Annotated in this window: 21 protein-coding genes; 8 read left to right on the forward strand and 13 right to left on the reverse strand. The window is 36.9% G+C overall.

Annotated features, from left to right (window positions below):
• Positions 1-74: 74 nt before the first annotated feature.
• The 3 genes from BANA01_RS20275 (at position 75) to BANA01_RS20285 (ending at position 1,426) form a co-directional block, all read left to right on the forward strand.
• The gene (locus BANA01_RS20275) at positions 75-278 is read left to right on the forward strand and encodes a DUF1657 domain-containing protein (protein ID WP_063254442.1); all 204 of its coding nucleotides are present in this window, start codon (positions 75-77) and stop codon (positions 276-278) included.
• 64 nt (positions 279-342) lie between these two features.
• Complete coding sequence (locus tag BANA01_RS20280) at positions 343-546, forward strand: DUF1657 domain-containing protein (protein ID WP_063254443.1); 204 nt, start codon at positions 343-345, stop codon at positions 544-546.
• A 19-nt stretch (positions 547-565) separates the two neighbouring features.
• Positions 566-1,426: a DUF421 domain-containing protein gene (locus BANA01_RS20285; RefSeq protein ID WP_063254444.1), complete on the forward strand. Its 861-nt coding sequence runs from the start codon at positions 566-568 to the stop codon at positions 1,424-1,426.
• A gap of 40 nt (positions 1,427-1,466) precedes the next feature.
• On the opposite strand, the gene BANA01_RS20290 is transcribed toward BANA01_RS20285, so the two are convergent.
• Positions 1,467-2,435 (reverse strand): DMT family transporter, encoded by a 969-nt coding sequence (locus tag BANA01_RS20290; protein WP_063254445.1) that lies wholly within the window; start codon positions 2,433-2,435, stop codon positions 1,467-1,469.
• A 184-nt stretch (positions 2,436-2,619) separates the two neighbouring features.
• Between BANA01_RS20290 and BANA01_RS20295 the strand changes: the two genes are divergently transcribed.
• The gene (locus BANA01_RS20295; RefSeq protein ID WP_063254446.1) at positions 2,620-3,234 is read left to right on the forward strand and encodes a PH domain-containing protein; all 615 of its coding nucleotides are present in this window, start codon (positions 2,620-2,622) and stop codon (positions 3,232-3,234) included.
• Positions 3,235-3,310: 76 nt separating this feature from the next.
• Here the strand turns inward: BANA01_RS20295 and BANA01_RS20300 are convergent, their stop codons facing one another.
• Together BANA01_RS20300 and BANA01_RS20305 are read right to left on the reverse strand one after the other, a co-directional pair.
• Positions 3,311-3,511: a cold-shock protein gene (locus tag BANA01_RS20300; protein WP_063254447.1), complete on the reverse strand. Its 201-nt coding sequence runs from the start codon at positions 3,509-3,511 to the stop codon at positions 3,311-3,313.
• A gap of 260 nt (positions 3,512-3,771) precedes the next feature.
• Positions 3,772-3,993 (reverse strand): helix-turn-helix domain-containing protein, encoded by a 222-nt coding sequence (locus BANA01_RS20305; RefSeq protein ID WP_063254448.1) that lies wholly within the window; start codon positions 3,991-3,993, stop codon positions 3,772-3,774.
• Between the two features lie 140 nt (positions 3,994-4,133).
• Between BANA01_RS20305 and BANA01_RS30210 the strand changes: the two genes are divergently transcribed.
• Positions 4,134-4,328 carry a hypothetical protein gene (locus tag BANA01_RS30210; protein WP_063254449.1) on the forward strand — a complete coding sequence of 65 codons (195 nt, stop codon included), beginning with the start codon at positions 4,134-4,136 and terminating at the stop codon, positions 4,326-4,328.
• A 49-nt stretch (positions 4,329-4,377) separates the two neighbouring features.
• Here the strand turns inward: BANA01_RS30210 and asnS are convergent, their stop codons facing one another.
• The gene (gene asnS, locus BANA01_RS20315) at positions 4,378-5,769 is read right to left on the reverse strand and encodes an asparagine--tRNA ligase (RefSeq protein ID WP_063254451.1); all 1,392 of its coding nucleotides are present in this window, start codon (positions 5,767-5,769) and stop codon (positions 4,378-4,380) included.
• Positions 5,770-6,014: 245 nt separating this feature from the next.
• On the opposite strand from asnS, the gene BANA01_RS20320 reads away from it, so the two are divergent.
• On the forward strand, positions 6,015-6,245 hold the full coding sequence (locus tag BANA01_RS20320; RefSeq protein ID WP_063254453.1) for a hypothetical protein: 231 nt from the start codon (positions 6,015-6,017) through the stop codon (positions 6,243-6,245).
• On the opposite strand, the gene BANA01_RS20325 is transcribed toward BANA01_RS20320, so the two are convergent.
• The gene (locus tag BANA01_RS20325; RefSeq protein WP_063254455.1) at positions 6,234-6,719 is read right to left on the reverse strand and encodes a GNAT family N-acetyltransferase; all 486 of its coding nucleotides are present in this window, start codon (positions 6,717-6,719) and stop codon (positions 6,234-6,236) included. The genes BANA01_RS20320 and BANA01_RS20325 overlap by 12 nt on opposite strands.
• A gap of 83 nt (positions 6,720-6,802) precedes the next feature.
• On the opposite strand from BANA01_RS20325, the gene BANA01_RS20330 reads away from it, so the two are divergent.
• Positions 6,803-6,940 (forward strand): BA3454 family stress response protein, encoded by a 138-nt coding sequence (locus BANA01_RS20330; RefSeq protein ID WP_063254457.1) that lies wholly within the window; start codon positions 6,803-6,805, stop codon positions 6,938-6,940.
• 43 nt (positions 6,941-6,983) lie between these two features.
• Here the strand turns inward: BANA01_RS20330 and helD are convergent, their stop codons facing one another.
• From helD to BANA01_RS30000, 3 genes are all read right to left on the reverse strand, one after another.
• The gene (gene helD, locus BANA01_RS20335; RefSeq protein ID WP_063254459.1) at positions 6,984-9,308 is read right to left on the reverse strand and encodes an RNA polymerase recycling motor HelD; all 2,325 of its coding nucleotides are present in this window, start codon (positions 9,306-9,308) and stop codon (positions 6,984-6,986) included.
• 173 nt (positions 9,309-9,481) lie between these two features.
• Positions 9,482-10,375, reverse strand: coding sequence for a hypothetical protein (locus BANA01_RS20340; protein ID WP_063254461.1), 894 nt, complete (start codon positions 10,373-10,375; stop codon positions 9,482-9,484).
• A complete protein-coding gene (locus BANA01_RS30000; RefSeq protein WP_169803729.1) occupies positions 10,350-10,514 on the reverse strand; it encodes a hypothetical protein in 165 nt (54 codons plus the stop codon). The genes BANA01_RS20340 and BANA01_RS30000 overlap by 26 nt, the downstream gene beginning before the upstream one ends.
• Before the next feature lie 401 nt (positions 10,515-10,915).
• Between BANA01_RS30000 and BANA01_RS20345 the strand changes: the two genes are divergently transcribed.
• Positions 10,916-13,318, forward strand: a complete 2,403-nt coding sequence (locus BANA01_RS20345) for an immune inhibitor A domain-containing protein (protein ID WP_063254463.1) — start codon at positions 10,916-10,918, stop codon at positions 13,316-13,318.
• Positions 13,319-13,358: 40 nt separating this feature from the next.
• Here the strand turns inward: BANA01_RS20345 and BANA01_RS20350 are convergent, their stop codons facing one another.
• The 5 genes from BANA01_RS20350 to BANA01_RS20370 all read right to left on the reverse strand — a co-directional run bounded on the left by BANA01_RS20350 (position 13,359) and on the right by BANA01_RS20370 (position 17,363).
• Positions 13,359-14,090: a DUF3784 domain-containing protein gene (locus BANA01_RS20350; RefSeq protein ID WP_063254465.1), complete on the reverse strand. Its 732-nt coding sequence runs from the start codon at positions 14,088-14,090 to the stop codon at positions 13,359-13,361.
• Positions 14,091-14,213: 123 nt separating this feature from the next.
• The gene (locus BANA01_RS20355; RefSeq protein ID WP_063254467.1) at positions 14,214-14,708 is read right to left on the reverse strand and encodes a L,D-transpeptidase family protein; all 495 of its coding nucleotides are present in this window, start codon (positions 14,706-14,708) and stop codon (positions 14,214-14,216) included.
• 118 nt (positions 14,709-14,826) lie between these two features.
• Complete coding sequence (locus tag BANA01_RS20360; RefSeq protein ID WP_063254469.1) at positions 14,827-16,326, reverse strand: aminotransferase class V-fold PLP-dependent enzyme; 1,500 nt, start codon at positions 16,324-16,326, stop codon at positions 14,827-14,829.
• A gap of 120 nt (positions 16,327-16,446) precedes the next feature.
• Positions 16,447-16,794: a hypothetical protein gene (locus BANA01_RS20365; RefSeq protein ID WP_063254470.1), complete on the reverse strand. Its 348-nt coding sequence runs from the start codon at positions 16,792-16,794 to the stop codon at positions 16,447-16,449.
• Between the two features lie 143 nt (positions 16,795-16,937).
• Positions 16,938-17,363 (reverse strand): sporulation protein, encoded by a 426-nt coding sequence (locus BANA01_RS20370; protein ID WP_063254472.1) that lies wholly within the window; start codon positions 17,361-17,363, stop codon positions 16,938-16,940.
• Positions 17,364-17,411 lie beyond the last annotated feature (48 nt).

Raw genomic sequence — 17,411 nt, forward strand, 5'->3', positions numbered from 1 at the left:
TCACATAAATTTCAACTATTTCCGCAAACTAAAATTTGTAATATATTTTTGAAATAGAAAGAAGGATTAATTTCATGACAGTTGGAACACAAGTAAAACAAGCAGTGGCAGCATTAAAGGGTGCTCAAGCTAGTTTTGAAACTTTTGCTTTAGCAACTGATAATCAAAATGCTAAAAAGCTCTATCAGGACGCAGCTCAACAAACTCAATCTGTCCTAGATAGTCTTGAACCCCGACTACAAGAAATTTTGGCTGAAGAGCCACAATATAACCAATAAGTAGGAAAAGGGTTGGCTTCCCTGCCAACTCTTTTAGTTATTCAATTTGAAAGGATGTATAATTATGACCATTGCTACAAGTGTAAAGCAATGTCTGGCTAATTTGAAGGGAATTGAAGCACAATTATCTTCGCTTGCCTTAAACTCCAATGATAAAGGTGCTCAAGAAGTTTTCCATGATACTATGTTAACAATAGCTTCCGTTAAAAAAGATTTACAGACCCGCGTTTTAGAACTTGAACGACTTGAACCACAATATAAAGGTTGAAAGTTATGAGGTGAATATTATGCCCAGCTGGATTGATATTATCATTCGTTCCTTTGTCTTCTTAGCTCTTTTATTTTTCATGACAAAAATATTAGGAAAGAAGCAAATATCTGAACTTTCTTTTTTTGAGTATGTTTCCGGGATTACAATTGGAAGTATTGCAGGTGAGGCGATTACTGGTCTTGAAAAAAATATGCTCCAAGGCATGGCTGCTATTATTATCTTTAGCCTTGCTACACTCTTGGTTGATATTTTAGCATTAAAGAGTAAATCTTTTCGGGACTTTATTGAAGGACGAGGGACTGTATTAATCAAGGATGGCAAGGTGCTGGAGGAAAATTTAAAGAAAGAAAAATACACCATTGATGAATTATCTGCCTTGCTCCGCCAGAAGAACATCTACCGAGTAGCTGATGTTGAATTTGCCGTTTTGGAACCAAGAGGGACCATTAGTGCTTTATTGAAAAAAGAAAATCGTCCATTAACCCCGAAGGATTTACAAATGAAAGTCCCTAGTGAAAAGGAACCTCAAACAGTCATTATGGACGGAAGTATTCTAAATGAAGCATTAAGATCTTCCGGGAAAAGCAGAGGCTGGCTAGCGACGGAATTAGAAAAGCTTGACCTAACCCTCGACAATGTATTTATCGCGCAAGTTGATTCTTATGGCGAATTAACTGTCGACATTTATGATGACAAATTACAAGTCCCGTCCCCCAGTGAGAGACCTTTATTATTGGCAACACTGAAAAAAACTCAGGCGGATTTGGAAATATTCTCTCTAGAGACACATGACGAGAAATCAAAAACCATGTATGAGAAAAACGCAAAACTTTTACAAGAGACAATTGATAAATTAACTCCATACCTATCCAGTTAAAAATCATATAGCCTAATCGAAATGATTAGGTTCTTAACTATTATACACTGACTTTTTTCCCATCAGGAATATCGCCTTTATGCGACAAATAGCTATGAAGTACCATTCCTGTCATGACCAGCATTATTCCAGCCCATGATAACGTGGATGGTAATGGGGCTTCCAACAGGATTAATTCACCGATTAAAGCAAATAAAACCGAAATTGACTGTGTCGCTTCTACATTCCCAAGTTTTTGCATATTTCCTCTAACTAGATTTGTTGCTTGGAAGAATAAAATGGTTGCAATCACACCAGAAGTAATGGCAATGATACCAGATTGGACAGATTGGCTAATGCTTGGCGGTCCCACCGTAAACATGCCATAAATAGCTAAAACAATCCAAACTGGCATACTCGCTATGGTCATTCCCAATACGCGTTGAAAAACATCCAGCCTCCCTCCACATACATCCATCATCTTCCTATTTCCAAGAGGATAAGCAAATGACGCGACCACGACAGGGATAACGCCTGAGAATACTTCCATTAAACTTAGAGAATCTGCCTGCTCCACCTGCATTAATATTATCCCCAGCAAAATAATCGAAGACATTGCCATGCCTTTCATCGGAATTCTTCCCTTTATCTTGACTGGGCCGTCTTGAGTCAGTACAGTCTCTAAAAAAAACGGTGCTAAAAGAGAGCCAGAGATAATCGTAATCTGCCAGGTGGAAGCAATTAGCCAGCCGGGTGCATAAGCCGCTGAAAAACAAATCGGACCGTAAAATAGACCAAATCCAACAAAACTCCATAACAGCCACGCCCGTGGATTTTTTCTCATCTCCACAAATAGCGGCTTAAGGTTTTTCCTCCAGTAAACCAATAGAAGCAGAAAAGGAACCATAAAGAAATAACGGAGCGAAGCACTCCAAATCCAGTTCCCCCCTTCTAGTTCCATGGATCGATTTATAATAAATGTAAACGCAAAAAAGAAGGCAGCCATAGTGCCAAGGATCATCGGACGCATTTATGTTTTTCCCTCCAATCAATTTTGATCCTTCTAGGAATAATTATTGATAATTTAGACAAAGAGCATAAGTGAAAATTCTCCAGCATAAATTGTTTTGTCGTTCAAAAATCTTGAAACTTCTTAAGAACATATTCGTATAGTTGAATGGCAATTAAAATATGGGGTTAGTGAGGTTGATACAATGTTTGGTAAAGTAGCAGCAGATATTTTAGGACTCAGTGATGTGGGTTCAGTCATTAAACCAGATAATTATGATAAGGTTGATTCTGATGATTATGTTATGCATGAAGATAACGAAAGGATTTATTTTTTAATAAAATCCAAATCAGATGAATACTGTTTCACCAATAATGCCCTCATTCATCTTGATGGAACTAGTGCCACAAGTAAAAAAAGGATGCTGCACCGCTATAGTTATGCGACAAATCGAATCTCTGATGTTAAGCTAGAAACAGCGGGAACGGTCGACCTCGATGTCGAAATAAAATTTAAAATCGGAGCACAGCCATTCTCCATTGACGTTCATAAAAAACATATTGAAGAGGTAAAAGATTTATATAAGGCCCTAATAAAAATTTCAGAAATCACTCATGACAATGAAATTTCTCTTCGTTTTGCCAAAGAAAGTCTTGATATTGCTTCAACCACTTTAGGCCGGGTTAATAGTTCAGATAACAACTTGGTCGTTCAATTTAAGATGCTAAACCAAGCAGCTTTCCAATGGTTAGAGGATAGCAAAAAGCAATATAGTGTTAAAGATTTTGGCACTGTATTTGAGAAATATATTAATAATTAAATCAATACCCTTTTGGTAAAGGTAATGATAAACAAAAAACAGACCTATAAAGGTCTGTTTTTTTCACACTATGTGATTAAGCTTTGTTTACGTTAGCTGCTTGAGGTCCACGAGCACCTTGCTCAACATTGAAAGTTACTGATTGACCTTCTTCAAGAGTTTTAAAGCCTTCGCCTTGGATTGCTGAAAAGTGAACGAATACATCTTCTCCACCTTCGCGCTCGATAAATCCGAAACCTTTTTCTGCATTAAACCATTTTACTTTACCGTTTTCCATATTTGTTGCCTCCTAGTGTGTATACCACACATTGTATTACTATTCTTGCTCTTTAAAGATCCAGGCGAAAAGCTATAACTTATTCTTCCCTTTACTACCGAACAAAAATAATTCTTCATAATCATACCAAAGAAAGAAGAATTAAGCAAGGTCTCGTCCATTATTTTCCTCATTTCAGCCTTGCATAATCCTCTAGCAGACTGGTCAAGTTATTAAAAATGTCACTAGGATGATTACCCCTAGTGACATATTAGTAGAACTTAGATTTTCTCTTCTAGTTCCCAGTCGTATAAATCCTCGATCTGGCAATTTAACTCTTTAGAAATCGTCATTGCTGCACTTAGGTTCATCACTTTTTTTGACATGTAACCATTAAGTTGTTCCAAAGGGATGTGTGTACTCTTTTCTAATCCTTCGAGATTCATTCTATTTTTTGATAATAAGTCTTTGAGGTTACTCTTTTTCGCTTTATAAGTTGACAAAATGACACCTCACTTTTTAAATAGTGTAACACAATGAAAATGTAAATGAAAGGAATCACGCTTTATCCTACAATTTAGATGTCACTGAAAAAAAAGCGAATCAAGCGGCTAAACAAAAAATGTGTTATAATTAAATTTGGATGAAAAAAAGGGGTGTTGATTTGAGAAATTCAAATAACAGATTCAATAGCGGACAGACTGTGAAACTTAAAGACACTGGCGAAGAAGTAACGATTTTAAAATGGCAGTATGTCAAAAACATGAAAAGATACTCTTATATTGTAAAGGAACATCCCGGCACATTTTTTTTCGAGGAAGAATTACAAACTCAATAGATGATGAAAAAAAGACCAAATCCAAGGGATTGGTCTTCTTTAATTGTTATTAAAATTCTGCGTTACCTGTGGTTCTTGGGAATGGAATAACATCTCTGATGTTTGACATCCCTGTGAGGTACATTATTAACCGTTCGAAACCTAGGCCATAGCCAGAGTGTTTTGTACCGCCGTATTTTCTAAGCTCTAGGTACCACCAATAATCTTCTTCATTCATACCAAGTTCATTAATTTTTCCAGCAAGAATGTCTTCGCGCTCTTCACGCTGACTTCCGCCGATTAATTCTCCAATTCCTGGTACAAGTAAATCAGTTGCGGCAACCGTCTTATTGTCTTCATTCAGCCTCATATAAAAGGCTTTGATTTCCTTCGGATAATCCGTTACAAAGACTGGTTTTTTAAATACTTTTTCGCATAAATAGCGCTCATGCTCTGTTTGCAGGTCGAGTCCCCATTCAACTGGGTAAGCAAAGGTTTCGCCTGATTCGATTAAAATATTTATTGCTTCTGTGTAGGTAACACGTCCAAAACTTGAAGTATGCGCATTGTTTAAGCGATCTAGTAATCCTTTTTCAATAAAGCTGTTGAAGAAATTCATTTCCTCTGGCGCCTGCTCAAGAACATAGCCAATTACATACTTAACCATATCCTCAGCTAGGTCCATAATATCCGGAAGCTGAGCAAATGCTAATTCAGGCTCAATCATCCAGAATTCTGCAGCATGTCTCGCAGTATTCGAATTCTCCGCTCTAAATGTAGGACCAAATGTGTAAACATTTCGGAACGCTAAGGCAAATGCCTCTGCAGATAACTGTCCGCTTACCGTTAGGTTGGTTTCTTTATTAAAGAAATCCTTCGTTAAATCTGTTTTTCCCTCTTCATTTTTAGGAGGGTTATCGATATCTAACGTTGTAACTCGGAACATTTCGCCCGCGCCTTCTGTATCACTCCCTGTGATAATTGGTGAATGAACGTAAACGAATCCTTTTTCTTGGAAGAATTTATGAATCGCATAAGAAGCTAAGGACCTAATACGGAAAACAGCTGAGAATGTATTCGTCCGTGGTCTTAAATGAGCAATCGTTCTTAAATACTCAAATGAATGCTTCTTCTTTTGTAAAGGATAGTCGCTATTAGAAAGTCCTTCAATAGAAATATTTGTCGCTTTAATTTCAAACGGCTGTTTTGCTAGAGGAGTTTGAATGAAATCTCCTTCTACTTTAATCGATGAACTAATAGGGAGTTTTGCAATCTCCTTAAAATTGTCCAGCTTCTCATCAAATACAATTTGAACACCTTTGAAGAAGCTGCCGTCGTTCAACTCAATGAACCCAAAGGTTTTTGAATCCCGGATTGTACGAATCCAGCCTGATAATTCAACCTTCTGGTCTATATAATTTTCTGTATTTCTGTACAAATCCTTAATTAAGGCTTGTGTCATGAAAATGCTACCTCCAGATCTTATGTAAAAATAAAAACCCTCCCGTCCACGGGACGAAAGGTCATTTCCCACTTTTTGTTTCTTTTATCCCTTCAATATTATATAAAACTCCCGCTAAATAAGCAATATTCTACAAAAATCATGTTGCTCTATGAAAAATTCAGAATATTTAGCAGGATTTTCGATAAAGGAAGTTGAATTATTTGTATATGTTAGATTCTTGATATAAATAAGGAGTGTTGGTGTTGGATAAAGTTACTTGTATTGCGTATCTCCTATATCATTCTTCTACGAGTCAAGACATCCGAGAAAAAGCCATTCAATTATTAAATGGCGATGTGTCCATTAGGGATTTAAAAAGAAATGCAGCTTTTCAAGCCCCTTTAATTTTGGCAGAATCTTTGTACAGAAAGAATAACGTCGACAAACTCCAAGTCCAGCGGTTTGCCGAAGAGTTTCTATTACTAGAGGTCTAATACTTCCTTCGGGAAGTTTTTTTCAAACACTAAAATTTCCTTGCCATTTTCATTAAAAGCTGTTTTAATATTAAGAAACCCCAATGATTCCCAGAACTGTTTTGCCTTTACATTTTCTTTTATGACACCGAGTCGAACACACTTCAAACCTCGATTATGCATTTCACTTTCATAAAGTGCATATGCTTGTGCACCAAAACCAAATCCTTGATAATCACGATGAATCATTAATAGCCCCAGCCATGGGCTTTGGTCTTTTGGATTTTCCAATAAGTAATCCATAACCCCAATATAGGTTTCATCAAGCTTAATAAAAACACTAATGGTTTCTTGGTTCAAAAACTCTTCTTTTATATCTGCAAGCTCTCTTAGGGCAATGCCATTTTCAACAAGATTGTATTCTGGATTTGAATTTATCATTTCAAGCGCAATATAAAGCGTTTCTTTTGTTATCTCTTCAAATTGGACTGACATACATGTTCCCCCTTCTATTTGAACAATAAAATTATATCAATGAGCCTAAGAGGCATTCAAATCTGAATGAGAAAGGTGATTTTATGCTCCAAGTAAATGTAAAAGTAACCTATGATGGAAAAGTGTATCTAACCAATGTTTTAGCAAATCCAAACACATCCGATGAGGAAATTTACCAACTTGCATTTGAACAGGTAGAAAAGCAATGGAAGAATAACTAAAGTATAAAAGACAGCGACCAATACCATTTTGGCCGCTGTTTTTTTATTCCCACTCGTATAAGGTCTCCGGAACTCTGTCCATGAGAGGACTGATTCCATTCGCAGCATACATGTGCAGTCTGTGCATCGCACGCGTGCACACGGTGTAGAATAATTTCCGTTCACTCTCATTTTTATATTGAGAACTATCATAAAGAATGACAGCATCGAACTCAATTCCCTTTGCCAAATATGACGGGATTACCAATATTCCTTTTTCATAAGCAATCGTCGCCTTTTCAATTAGGTGTACAGGGATATACTCCTTTAATGCAGAGTATACCCTTTTACTCTCTGCCGCTGTTCTACAAATAACCGCAACGGTTCGATGCCCTTCTTTCATAAATTCATTTATTTCACTCAAAATAAATCCATTTATTTGGCTTGCCTCTGTTAGTTTTATCGTTGGCTTTTTGCCATGGCGATTAAATGGTTCAATTGTTTCACCACCATCAATCAAGCTGCTGGTGAAATCAACAATTTCCTTTGTAGAACGATAGGTTTTTGTCAAAATAATCTTTTCAACATCTTCCCCTTTTTCCTCATAATCCGAAATAACTGTGGCTGATCCTGTTGCACCTGAGAAAATAGCTTGATTAAAGTCCCCAAGCAGCGTCATTTTACTATAAGGGAAAAGTCTTTGAATCAAGGCAAACTGAAATGGGGAATAGTCCTGAGCCTCATCAATAAAAATATGTCGAATACCCGTAGAAGATTTTCTTCCTTTTATTAAATCCTGTAGGTAAACAAAAGGCGTCGCATCCTCGTAAGATATTTTATAGTTTGCTAATGTATTAAGTGTGTGCGTACAAATTTGAGTCCAGTCATCCAGAAGGACTTCTTGGTTATCAACACCCTTTATAAATAACTGGCTGTACAATCCCTTCATATCGAGAAAATTCAACTTTTTAACACGAGAAAATAATGGCCTGAATTTTTGTTTGACTACCTTTTCAGCAAGAAGCTTTTGTTCCTGTTCAAAATCATCAAAACTCTTCTCGGTAAAACGGTCTTTCCCTTCTAATTCTTGGTATGCCTCTAAATAATCCTCTTTTTCAAGAAATTGAATCTCATCCTCCACCCAGCTTTTAGAGCGTTCCTGTCTGACTTTTCTCTTTAACTCTCTTAACAGCCAATCCCTTACCATTTCCATTCGATTAGGGATAGTGAAGCTATCATCGAGGGAATAAAAATAATCATAGATGAGTTCCTTAGAAAAAATCATTTCGCCTCGAAAAACTAGATCTTTAAAAAACAAACCTTTATTGGATAGTACACTTACATATTGATCAATGTTCTCTTTGAACGCAAGACTTGCCTTATACCGGATCCCTCTTAACCGTGCAAAGTAGTCGGGATGTTCCTCCTCATTCAGTAAAAATTCCATCTGATCAAAAGGGTCCTCCACATCGAATTCACTGCCAATTCGATGGTTTAAATATTCCATAAAGGTCGCCTGCTCCATGTTCTCTTCCCCTAGTTCAGGGAGTACCGTCGATACGTAGGAATTAAATAACGGGTTTGGCGAAAATAACATGATATTCTCTGACTTTATGGTTTCACGATATCTATACAATAAATACGCAACCCTTTGGAGGGCTGCAGATGTTTTACCGCTGCCTGCTACTCCTTGAACAATAAGGAGTTTACTTCGCTCATTACGGATAATCAAGTTTTGTTCCCGCTGAATCGTAGCGACAATACTTTTCATTTGGGCGTTTGCATTATTCCCAAGGACCTCTTGGAGCATCTCGTCACCAATGGTTACACCAGTATCAAACATCGCTTTTATGTTGGAATCACGAATGATAAATTGTCTTTTCAGCTTCATTTCGCCTTCGATTTCCCCATCCATGGTTGGATAAGAAGCAGGACCTGGAGCATAATCATAATATAGGCTTGAAATAGGGGCACGCCAATCATAAATTAAAAAATTCTCATCATGCTCATCCATTAAAGAAGCAATTCCGAGATAAACCTGATCAACATTTTTTTCATTTGTTTCTAAAAAATCAATCCGTCCAAAATACGGTGAATATTTTAAGCGTTCAAGGATTCGAATCTGTTTATCCATTTGTTTAAACGTACGTTCCCGCTCTGATAATAACTCCGCTTGTTGCTTTATGCTCGCAGCCGTCTCAATCACATCATCCGGTTCATCCATATTTACGGTTACATCTTCCCAGAAAGTCTTTCGAAGTTCCAGCACATCTGAAGTAACACCTCCAGTGTTCTTCTGGAGTTTTAGCTTTTTCCTATCAATTTCCTTACTAACAAAATTTACACGTTCCTGCTCCAACTGCAGGTCATTTTTTACCGTATCACTCATTTGACCACTCTCCAGAAAATTTTGTCCCAAAATGTTTGACAGCCACATCGTTGTATGTTATTATATTATAGAGGTAATTTGCCGTTCTCGGAATTACCATTTAAGACCAACACTATTCTATCATGGTTCATTACTAATTACAATACATACCCTAACGCCCAAAGGCGTTTTTTTTATGTCGATTTATGATTCTTTTCCAGCACTTTACCCTCACTATTATGTTCACCTCTGTTTCTCACTCCATAAACAATATCTCTAAACCATCCATATAAAAATATTACCAGGACTCTGACCGTAAAATAATCTACTACATGAAACTTATCCTTTACTACTTTCCCCCTCTTAAATAGTTGATCTAATCCAATTGTCATTATTAAAACCCTTAGCTTTGAAGACCAATTATTCTGTTTCAAAAATGACAATGTTGAAAAGGAAGAAAGGGTAATGGCATATAACGGAACCATAATAAAATGTTCTCTCCAAGCATGATATCTCCCGATACCGAAGCGAATCTTTCTTGTTGCAGCAAATAAAAATAACAAATTCGCTTCTGTGACCAATATCATTAAAAAAAGAGAAATCACACGAACGATTGGATTCCTTTTTTCTAAAAACATTTTCCACCAGTCACTAATTTTAAAGTACAAAGGAATCAAAATTAATGTATAAATCGTTCTCCACCAATTATGTTTATAAACTTTTAACCTTATAAATATTAGTTCAACTAACGAAAAATAAACTCCTCCGAGAAATAATTTACCAACCCACCCTATTTTTAATACCGTAGAGAAAACAGCTGTAAAAGGCACAAAAATACCTTGGGATAAAATAGCGCCAAAAACGTTGTCAAAAAAGTTCTTTTTCATTATTTTCGGTTTATAAGTATAGGCATGAAAGACATTTAAAACTACATACTCTAACAAATAAGCAAATCCGATATCAGCCATTAATAGTGTGAATAATTGCTTTTTATTTTTGCTTTTGTAAAAAGAGTAGCCAAGCATGCTTGTATGGATGATAAACAATATTATAAATGGTATTTTATTTCGTTTCTTTGGTTTCTTCATACACATATCCCATTTCATTCATGAGTTTATAGTTAGTATTTGAAAAACCCACCTTTTCATTCCAACATATACCGTAATATCCTTCATCTTTTAAAAATGTTGGATGATATTGAATATTTTTAGAAAAGATTACAGCCACTTTTAGTATATCAACATAACAATTAATACACCTTGATATTTTCATATAATAAAAAAGAGTTTAAGATACAACTGATTTCATGCTATAACCTGTTAATAATTGCCCCCATTTTTATTTTCAACCTAGTTGCCACTACTTCTTTGGTACTCAAATGTTTTTCAACACGCACACAACTAATTACCACTGAAAATAAATTATTATTATTTTCAAAACACATTTATTTTTCTTTATAATTCGACAAATAGCAACAAAACCACCCGGTTTTATGTCGAAATACCATCCTATTAGACCTATACACCAATGATTACAGCTATAAATTGGGGTAAATTTTCCTATTGTTCTGTCGTAATTTTCAAAATATTATATGAATACGGCCGAAAACATTGAAATGGGGAATACAATTGAATAAGTTTATAAAAACTAGCCTTTCTTCTGTTATGCTTGCTGGTACTTTAGTTGCAGGATTCCCAAGTATTGATGCTTCATATGAGAATGTGGGACTACATAAAGCGGAAGCCTCATCTTTTTCTTCAAACAGCTCACTCGATTTAGCGATTGTGAATGAAGAGCGTTTAATAGAATCTTTTATGAAACAAGGGCTTCTCCCAAAAAATGCTTCAGAAGAAGTAAAGCAAACATTCCTTAAAAATTACCTTGAGCTAAAAGGGAAACAATCCAAAGTTAAGGAATCAGATCCATTAACCGCTAAAGTAAAAAAGGCTGAAGCAGAAAAACAAAGTAATTTTAAGGAATTTAACAATGGTCTATTAAATGGCAAAGGAAAGAAAAACGGGCATTTAAAGGGTAATCCAGATCCTGTTCAAGAATCCGATTATACTGGTGCAGCTAGAGAGGATAAGGTTCTTGTTTTAGCTGTTGAGTACTCTGACTTTGCTCATAATAACATTAAGAAGGATGAATCTGATAATTACTACCCTGATTATCCATTAGAACACTTTGAGGATATGATTTTTGGGGAAAATGGAGTAAAAGGTCCAAACGGCGAAAATTTTGTATCCATGAAACAATTTTACAAAGAGCAATCGGGGGGAACATACTCAGTAGCTGGTAAAGCATATGGCTGGCTAAAGGTTCCAGGAACAGCAGCTTTTTATGGCGCTGACAAAGCATCTGGCGGTCATGACAACGTAGCTCCGGGTGGTTCAAAAAAATTAGTTGCAGATACTTACGCTGCAGCAAAAGCTGCTGGTATTCCTTTAGATCAATATGATTTAGAAGATCCACACGATTTAGATGGGGACGGAAACTTACTTGAAAAAGACGGTTTAGTAGACCACTTAATGATTATTCACTCAGGTGTCGGTCAAGAAGCGGGTGGCGGATCATTAGCAGATAACGCAATTTGGTCTCACCGTTCAGCATCCTTTGTAGACCCTGATGGATTAGGTAAGGGCTTACCTGGATTTTATGATTACACTATGATGCCTGAAGATGGTGCAACCGGAGTATTTGCACATGAATATGGTCATGATTTAGGGTACCCTGATGAATACGATACAATCTACTCTGGTACTGGTGAGGCAGTTGCTTACTGGTCAATTATGGCAAGTGGTTCATGGGCTGGTAAAATAGGCGGTACAGAACCAACCGGTTTCTCGCCGTTGGCAAAATCATATTTCCAATCCTACCTTGGTGGAAACTGGACAAATGACACGGTTGAATTAGACTGGAATGAAGTAACGACCAAAGGTACACAAGTATTACTTGATCAAGCAAACTCACCAAATGGTAAAAATGCCATTGCCGCTAAAGTAAACTTGCCTCAAAAGAAAACACCAGTAAACACTCCTGCTGCGGGCACCTCCCAATATTGGGGTGGACAAGCAGATGAAATTGATAGCAAAATGGTTACAACCGTTAATTTAACTGGAAAATCATCTGCTACTTTAACTTTTGACGCTTGGTACGATATTGAAGAACAATGGGATTTTGCCTTTGTTCAGGTTTCAGAAGACAATGGTGCAACTTGGAAGTCATTAGGTAACGCAAATACTCGTTCAGACGTAACAAGCCAGGGTTACCCTACCATCCTAGATTCAATGCCAGGTTTTACAGGTAATTCAAATGGCTGGCAGGCTCAATCCTTTGATTTATCAGCTTTTGCTGGTAAGAGCATACAACTTCGCCTGCGTTATGCTACGGATTGGGGTACTTCCCATATTGGTTTCTTTGCTGATAACATTAAAGTTATTGCTGATGGTCAAACTTTAGTTGATGATGGTGCTGAAAATAACTCATCCGTTTTTAGTTTAAGTGGATTTGAAAAATCAGACGGAAATAAATATTCTGATCACTATTACCTATTAGAATGGCGTAATCACGCTGGTGTCGACCAGGGTCTAGCAAATATTAAACGCGGAAACTCTATAATGAGCTATGACGGAGGTCTTGTCGTTTGGTATGTAGATCCAACTTATACTGACAACTGGACAGGTGAACACCCTGGCGAAGGTTTCGTCGGAGTTGTAGATGCTCATCCAAATACAGACTTATTATGGAGCTTTGCCAATGGTTCTGATCCTGTCCAAGCTTCTACTCGTTATCATATAGCTGATGCAGCTTTTGGCTTAAATCCAACTTCTGGATTAGATCTTGACTATCCAGGACTTCAAACATTGTTAGGACCAAGTCAGCCAGCGGTTTCGCTGTTTAATGACAGCAACTCTTTTGAAAACACGTTCATGCCAGATGCCGGACGTAAAATCGGTAACTATGGACTTAAGGTTCGTGTGAACGGACAAGCTAAAGATAAATCGGTTGGTTCGATTGTAATCTACAAATAATCAAAAAAATCTCACCTCCCCTGCTAAGGAGGTGAGATTTTTATTGTCTTAATTCCGCTTTCTCCCTTACCTGCTCAAACCAAGTCTTCGTGTGCTCGGGATTCTTATCATTTATAAAAATCTTCTTATCTTTCAATTCAATATAAATATACGGGGATGACACTTTTTGAATAAAGAGCAGACTGCTGCCATAACCAGTCACTTTAAAATGTCCTTTTGAAAGTGTGGGCAGTCCCACCCCATTTGTCCTGATAGTAACCTGAGGCAGTTCTTCCATTAATTCAATTGAAGTAATATCTTCATAATTCCATTCATCTCCGTACATCCCTGTAATCTCGAAACTCTCTTCCTTTGTTACTAACTCATATCCCTGATAGCTATAATAAGTAAGACCACTTATTCCGCCAATAATGGCAATAAACAGCGTAATATTTATGATATAACTCCTCTTCCGCTTCTTTGGAACTTCATATTTAGATAGGTAAACCATTCCACCCATTAAAAATATCATCATAAATCCAAATTGAACTTCCATCACATACTTAAAGGTTGTAAACATAAGCGGAAGCAATATCAACATACCCATAGCCGTAACGATTAGTAAGCTGCCTATTTTATGGAGATAACCACTGTGAATTAACTCTTCCTGTTCTTCCTTTGGACGAGAGGCAAAACCAGAAATTAACCAATAGGCTTCCTTCTTCCTTACTGCCCAACCAAGGATAAGGAATAAAAGGATAATAATCATATGGACCGCTAAAAGCCCCCACACGCTACCAACCCCCAATGACAATTTAACTCCATATATGTTATACGGTTGATGGGTTGCATTAGATTCACTTTTATAAATAAAACAAGGCCGATTCTAATAGAAAATCGGCCACCACTGTTATTTTCACGGTCTGATTATAACTCTTGTACCATTGGGAACCTTTTCAGCAAGTTGGAGTACATCACGGTTATGCATTCGCACACAACCGTGTGAAACTGCTTTTCCTATTGAACTCGGATCATTCGTACCGTGAATTCCATAGCCTTGTTGCGATAAAGACATCCACAATACACCAAAAGGTCCACCAGGATTCATTTGTCGATTAACTATGACAAAATCACCAGTCGGGGTTCCAGTTAGCATTTTCCCTACTGCAATCGGATAGATTTTTTCTAACCTTCCATTTCTGTATAACGAAAGTCTTCTCTTCCCTATCGAGATTTGTATCGAATAGGGGATTGTATTCGGATCCGGCAGACCTGGAATTTGAATTTTTTGTCCTACATATAACTGCTGGTAATTAACCCCAGGATTGGCTGCATAAAGACTGGCGAGGCTTACCCGATAATCCAAAGAGATTTGGTAAAGTGTTTCGCCCCGCTTCACAATGTGAATCATGTTATCCCCACCTTTTTCTTATTAACATATGTGGGGATATAAGAAGCGTTGCCACATAAAAAAGCTGCGAACCGGACGATTAGCGTCAGAATGCAACTTTTGGGTTTTTGCAATCATATTACTCCTCTAGATTAAAGAATACTGACATATCCTCACGAGTGTGTTTTGTATAAAAATAATCATTTGTAGCCGGGTCATACACATAATCATTTTTCCAATCCACAATATTAGTCGTAATCTCCTTCATCGCCTTAATAAACATTTGAATTTCAGCATTAGACATTACCGGGTGTATCGAAAACCTAACCCAGCCTGGCTTGGAAGACAAATCACCTAAATCAATTTTATTTGAAATTTGTTTAGATTTGTTCTGGTCTATTTTCAATAGATAATGACCGTACGTTCCGGCACATGAACATCCACCTCGAACCTGAAATCCAAACCGGTCATTTAACAGCCGGACAATAAGATTGTAATGAATGTTGGTAACAGTAAATGAAACTATCCCAATCCGGTTTCGTTGATGACTCTCTAATACATGCAGATTAGGAATCTTTTCTAATCCAGTTAAAAGCAGCTTTAGCTGTTCTTTTTCTCTCTTTAAAATATTCTCAACACCCATTTGTTCCTTTAACTTTATACATAAAGCCGTACGGATTGCTTGAAGAATACCAGGGGTTCCACCATCCTCCCGAAGCTCGATGTCCTTAATGTATTGGTGTCCACCCCAAGGATTTGTCCATGTAACCGTTCCTCCTCCAGGATGATCTGGTACCTTACTTGTATAAATTCTTTTGTCAAATAGTAAGACACCACTCGTACCGGGTCCACCTAAAAATTTATGTGGAGAAAAGAGAATGGCGTCGAGTTTTTCCATCGGATCTTTTGGGTGCATATCAATCCTCACATAGGGTGCAGAGGCAGCAAAATCTACAAAACAAAGTCCTCCGTGCCTATGCATGATTTTTGCCAGCTGATGATAAGGGGTTTGTATTCCAGTTACGTTCGAGCAAGCCGTAAAGGAGCCAATCTTAATGCCTCTGTCCCGATAATGATAAAGAAGGTGTTCCAGATGACTTACATCTATTCCGCCTCTCGCGTCTGGCCTGATAATCTCCACATCTGCCATTGTTTCAAGCCATGAAGTATGATTGGAATGGTGCTCCATATGGGTGAGAAAAACAATGGGTTTTTCAGCAATCTTCATGCTGTCTCTCCATTGCTCTGGTACTCTAAGCCCCAGTAATCTCTGTAATTTATTCATAACAGACGTCATTCCAAAACCATCAAGAATTAGCGCGTCGTTCTCATCAGCATTTACATGTTCCTTAATGATTTTTCTCGATTGATTATAGATACCAGTCATCATTAGACTCGTTATATTGGATTCCGTATGCGTATTTGCCATAAACGGACCAAATACCTCCGAGATTTTTTGTTCAATAGGTCGAAATAATCTTCCGCTTGCCGTCCAATCCGCATAAATAATCGGTTTCATACCAAATGGCGAGTGAAATTTCTGATCAATGCCAATAATCTCAGACCGAAACTTATTAAAATAATCCTCTAGATTTTCTGGCAGACGATAACACTTGCTTCCGATCCTTGCAGTAATCATACTTCAGCACCTCTCGATAAAATCCTGTTAATTACTATATGCAAAATTCCTCCACTTGCCGATAATTCGCAAAGAATGATAAAAAAAGCCTGATCCATATGGACCAGACTATATTATGAATTATACATTTGCAGCCTTAGAAGATTCCTTGCGGTTTACTTCATCAATTTTTTGCACAAACATATGAAAAACGCGTTGCTTCTCTTCTAAATCTTTTATATATTCCTTTAATTGATTATAACTTTCCTCAAACGGTTTATGATACCTTTGGCGTATACTCTCAATAATTTCCTCATTCACTGTCGACTGGATAACTTGCTTGGTAATCCCGTATTTGTATGAGTAAACTTTTAATTCTTGTGCCACTTCTTCATATTCTTTATCAATTTCAGAAAGGACTACTGAAATATCATCCTTCCATTCTTCTAATGATTTCTGTAAATAAGATTTTACCATTGTTTCTTCCATCATTGCACCCGCCTATAAAGTCATATGTTAACTTTATTATACTTGTGCAAGTTTACATAGAAATTTCTAGCAGTTTACAATGCTATATCAATAAATAGGATAATCTTCCGATTTACAATGAATAACTAGTTTTAATAGATATACTATGAAACGGCCCCTATCATAATCGGTACATTTTGAGTAATATTATTTGCATTTCCTAGATCAATATTAATCATTAACGAATATTGAAAGGTATTTTGATCTTTTTTTATATCGTCTGGAACATCGATAAAAAAAGAAATCTTTCCGGTCTGATTTGGACTGCACTCAAGAGAACAGAAAACAGAATGACTATTTAATGTTTCTTCTACAAAGGCCTTTGAATCAATGCCCACGAGGTCAATATCATATCTTTTTATTCTATTTTTTAACATTCCGCCCGTTATCTCGATAGTGCCATTAATAACACTTCCAGCCTCATATACCTGTTTATCGAGATGGACCATTGTTTTTGGCAAACCTATTTTCAATTTCGTTAAATAATCTTTTAATGTCATTTTCTTCACCTGTTCCCTAAAAATAGGCATAAATAAAAGACCCTCCATTTCAGTCAAGCTGCTTATTCTGTCTCAAAA

Source organism: Neobacillus niacini NBRC 15566 (genome assembly GCF_001591505.1).
In the GTDB taxonomy this organism is placed as follows: Bacteria; Bacillota; Bacilli; order Bacillales; family Cytobacillaceae; genus Neobacillus; species Neobacillus niacini.